The 3,974-nt window shown below is 47.0% G+C and carries 3 protein-coding genes; 1 reads left to right on the forward strand and 2 read right to left on the reverse strand.

Going from position 1 to position 3,974, the window contains the following annotated elements:
- Window positions 1-396: 396 nt before the first annotated feature.
- Window positions 397-630 (reverse strand): hypothetical protein, encoded by a 234-nt coding sequence (locus tag IM477_RS07150; protein ID WP_287731123.1) that lies wholly within the window; start codon window positions 628-630, stop codon window positions 397-399.
- A gap of 46 nt (window positions 631-676) precedes the next feature.
- Complete coding sequence (gene cas3, locus IM477_RS07155; RefSeq protein WP_287731124.1) at window positions 677-2,842, reverse strand: type I-D CRISPR-associated helicase Cas3'; 2,166 nt, start codon at window positions 2,840-2,842, stop codon at window positions 677-679.
- A gap of 99 nt (window positions 2,843-2,941) precedes the next feature.
- Here cas3 and IM477_RS07160 point away from each other — a divergent pair, with 99 nt between their 5' ends.
- Entirely contained in the window at window positions 2,942-3,805 is an 864-nt protein-coding gene (locus IM477_RS07160; RefSeq protein WP_287731125.1) for a WYL domain-containing protein, read from the forward strand.
- Window positions 3,806-3,974 lie beyond the last annotated feature (169 nt).

Here is a 3,974-nt window from a genome sequence, read left to right on the forward strand (position 1 = left end):
ACTGGAAAAAGTAGTCAATCAGCTTTTAAATGAAGGGGGATTGATTATTAAATGGAGTAGAAAACTTAAAAATAAGGGTAATGCTGTCAATGTAACTTAAATGCGTAAAAGCTTATCATGTAAGGAGGGCAAGGAAGTAGTCCTATACTCGTATTCCCGAACGCTTTTCTAAATAGTGATCAGAATTTCACCTTCTTTAGGATACTTTGAGAACGAGCAAAAGTCAAGTTTCTCTCACGAATATAGGACATAGACGGTAAATAAACTATCTGTTATAGTAACCATGGGACAAGGCACACTGTCGATTCCGAACCCCTATCAGGGATTGAAACTATGTTCTATAGTCGTGTTCGCGTGCGCTTTTCTTTTTTGTCCCGATAATCCCTACTTAGGGATTCATAGCTCATCCTCACGCCTAATGTCTCTTTTGCGCTCTTCCCAAGTTACTTCAACGTAAGACTGCAATTCCTTAACTCGTTCAGGGGTCAACTTGGATACCCATTCCCCCTGTTCGTACAGTTCGAGCAATTCGCGCTCTTCTGGGTCGAGATTGCTGATATACGTTCGTTTTTCATGGATCTCGATCAAGTCTATCGGTTCCTTGTGGGAACGAGCGTTAGGATTATTCATGGTTATCGATCTCCTGATAAGTGTTGTTTAGTGACCTCAAACGGCATCAACAGATCCACACCTCACCCCCTTGACCTTTGAACCGATGAGCGAGAGTATCCAACAACAAAGCCGATTGACCGATCGCTATAGAATAGGGTGACAGGGGAAAATGAATACTACTCTCGTCACTAATCGGATAGATACCAAAGTGCATCGGCAGTTGTAAGCGTTGGCGAACTGCAGCGACGGGATAGGCAAGAACGAAGCTAACCAGAGCCAGATCCCGTAACTCCCGACTAATTCGATCGAGCCAAGGATTATCCGGTTGCCAAACACCGATTCCCGTCAAAACCTGTACTTTCCACGCGGAGGCAATCTCGCCTAAATCGCCGTCGTAGGTAAAGCGCCAGTTTAACCGTTCCTCTCGATACCCCTTTAAATTCAGAAACGTGAGACAATAATCGAAACGTCTGCGCGCGATCGGTGTTTTCGTGGCCTCGATCTGGCGCTTAAACTCGCCTTTTCTCCACACCTCCACCTCTAGATTACCGAGAATACTGGGTAAATCGTAGGTTTTAAAGCGATCGCATTCCTCTGGTTCCGTCGAATCGTATAACCCGCATAGTAACGGACTCGACCCGCGAAAACTAGACGCATCCTCGAAAATCGGATTACCGCTTTTCCCCGATAACTCCTTCCATTCGTCGGCCCATCCTTTCACCCGACCGGCGACCCGTTTTAAACTGGTATCGAAAACCTCCTCGCATTCCTGTTGAAACTTCTGGCGACTTTCCCCGTATTGGGATTTGATCTTCGGACTCCCTAAATTCCACCAGAGTTGAAATGATTGTACCGCTCCCCAACGTTGGTAATAACCCTCGAAATTATTGATATGACGGTAGTTACTCTTGATCGCCTCCTGTAGCTGAATTCGGTCATACCGTTCCCCGACTTGTAACGGTGCGTCTTTCTTCTCGAATAACCGTTCTAGGAAAAATTTCGGAACCAGAGCGATCGCTGTGAAGTTAGTAAATTTTACCGCCGTTCCCTTTCGATCGTAGCCGCTGTGACGGCCTAAACGGCCGAAACGTTGAATAAAATTTCCCGCATCCGACGACTCGAAAATGAGGAAATTAATCTTGAAGTCCACCCCCACATCGATGGTACTCGTTCCGATCACCAGATCACGATTTAACGATGCCAACTTCTCCCGCGTTCCCGAAAGACCCGTATTTTCCCCCACTGTTAAACCGATAGTCGCCAATAATTCTCGGAAAATCGGCAGCAGACGTTTAACCGAAGCGATCGAATTGAGAATAATCGCGCCCTTGCTGCCGGGGTATCGCTTAAAATAGTCTAAAATTCGCTCTTTATTTTCTTTCAACCAATTTTCCGAAGTTTGAAAACTCGACGGTAAGGGAATAAAAGATAGCTCGATTTCCGAGGTTACTTGTCGCCATCCCCTTTGAGCGAGGGAATTGGCCTCTTCTGGGGTATCGGGAAACCGGTATTTTCCTTCTCTTACCGGGTCGATCGATCGATAGCGAAACCCCGCTTTATCCAATCGTTTTAGTAAACCCTCGTCGGGAGTTGCGGATAGAAACAGGTATCGTTTCCCACGATTGGCCCGTCGGATTAGAAGCATGGTATTGATTATGCTGGCGACCTGTGGCGTGCCGAAAACGTGAAATTCATCGAATAGGAAGAGATCGAAATGTTTATCGATCCGGTTCCATAGCTGATCGGGGTTATCGTAGGGGGTTAAATAGGCCCCCCGATGCAGATAATGGAAAATATCGGGGTTAGTTAAGAGAATTTCCGACTGTTTCGATCGAGTCTCTAGAGCGATCGCTTTCGTTTTCCCATCCCGTTCGGCGTACAATTCCAACTCGGGCCCGGTTAAAAGATTGACCCGGGGTTGATCCGTTGGTTGAAATCGTTGAATATATGCCTCGATCTGACCCCGCTGATCCCGCGCCAGTTCGTTGGTTGGGTAGAGTCCCATAATCGGGAAATATCCTTGCAAAGTTCGCAGGTAGGCCGCTAGACTTTTCCCGTCCCCCGTCATGGCCGTATTGAAAATCACATCGATATCGGGATCGTTGAGTGCTTTCCACGTCTCCACCTGATGCCACGATAACCGCCATCCTTGCGGAACCTTGATGCCGTCTGGTATCTCGTCTGCGGGACAGGAATAGACTGGCCTGAGCGTTACTTGATAATTTACCATGAATTTCTGTCCGTAACTTCTTGCTATCTTCCATAGTACCCACGATAATAGGGATAGACAAGTACCTTAACAGAAAAAGTGTCCGTACACTTATAAACTATGAGCCGGATAGGACAATCAATCACTTTATCGGTCAGTGAAAAAGAAAAACAGTCCCTAGAAATCCTTGCCAGTGAATTTGGGCTATTTTGGGGAGATAAACCGAATATATCGAAGTTAATCAAAGAAATTGCCCATAATAAACTTAAAATCGCTCCTAATCACGACTGGAAGCCCGCTCGCTTGCAGATGCTCCAACAGGCGATCGATTCTCTCATCGATGCTGGGCAAATCCCCATCGCCCTAGAACTAACTAAACTACTATTAGAACGGAGCGAACTGTCAGGCCCCTTACGGAAAGAGCTAGAAGGCCGCCTCGATAATCCTCCCCCACCATGGCGGCTGGAACTCGATCGCTGCATTCTCCGACAACAACCGTTTCAGTTATCCTATCAGGATGCCGGCGATCGAATCTGGGAATTCCATCTTTACCATGCCGCTATCAATCGTCACGAGGATCGCTTATATCTCGATTGTTGGTGCGAGGAAACCGAGGGAAATCAAGATATTTCCGAACTACAGCATAATTGGAGTTTACGGATCGATCGAATCCCCAGCGATTCCTTAATTACCCCGATCCCTAGGGGCAAATGGCGCAATCAGCTTGATAGTGTGTCGGCCGAGTTTCAGCTATTCGATGGATTAGCTCGATCGTACCGGACTAAAACCGCTATCGATATCGCCAACGAATTGATCTCGAACGATCCCCTCGTCCGGCAGATTACCCGACAGATAACGAGTAGCTTCTGGTTTTTCCGCGAAATTCTTCCCTACGGAGAAGATTGCTTGCTGATCTCCCCGGAAAAAGTCCGCAAGCGTTTCTATGACAAGTTGCAGCGGCTTTATCGGCGCTACGAGTCCTGAAAAGATTTTCGTCGCTGCTCAATCAAGGCTTGACATCCTCACCGCCGTAAACGGACGGTGATTCCCAAACCTCACGATTTAGGTTTCTGCTTCTTTCCCGAAGGATTTTTCGCACCTGCCTTAACAGATTTACTCTGTTCTGGTCTTATGGTCGCTCTACAGACTGACA

This window comes from Microcystis sp. M090S1, assembly GCF_020246295.1.
In the GTDB taxonomy this organism is placed as follows: domain Bacteria; phylum Cyanobacteriota; class Cyanobacteriia; order Cyanobacteriales; family Microcystaceae; genus Microcystis; species Microcystis aeruginosa.